This is a genomic window from Streptomyces milbemycinicus (genome assembly GCF_002154605.1).
GTDB classification, from domain to species: Bacteria; Actinomycetota; Actinomycetes; order Streptomycetales; family Streptomycetaceae; genus Streptomyces; species Streptomyces milbemycinicus.
This window is the reverse complement of the sequence record NZ_MUNE01001220.1, coordinates 1-292: the sequence shown is the minus strand read 5'-3', so window position 1 is coordinate 292 and position 292 is coordinate 1. Positions and strand designations below refer to the sequence as shown.

Genomic DNA, 292 nt, shown 5'->3' with positions numbered 1-292 from the left:
CTTTCGGGTCGGGTGTCCGTGGCTCGTCGTCCCTAGCGTCGGGCGCATGGAATCCACATCCCCGTACGAGATCGGCCACGGCCGCCGGTTGCTCGGTTCGCTGGTGGCGCTGGGCGTGGGAGCGGTGGCTCTCGTGCTGCTGTATCCGGGCGGGCTGGGGAAGGCCGGGCCGGTGGAGGTGACCGGTGGTGCCTCGGCGGCGGTGTACCGAGCGGTGAACGGTGCGGTGGCCGAGGGGCCGTCGGGGGTGGGGGCGGTGCTGGATCTCGGCGCCGACGGGCTGCTGGTGGTG

Annotated in this window: 1 pseudogene; it reads left to right on the top strand. The window is 73.3% G+C overall.

The features are described from left to right. Positions 1 to 46 precede the first annotated feature (46 nt). Positions 47 to 292: pseudogene (locus CCN51_RS52215) on the top strand (phosphatase PAP2 family protein); the annotation flags it as partial.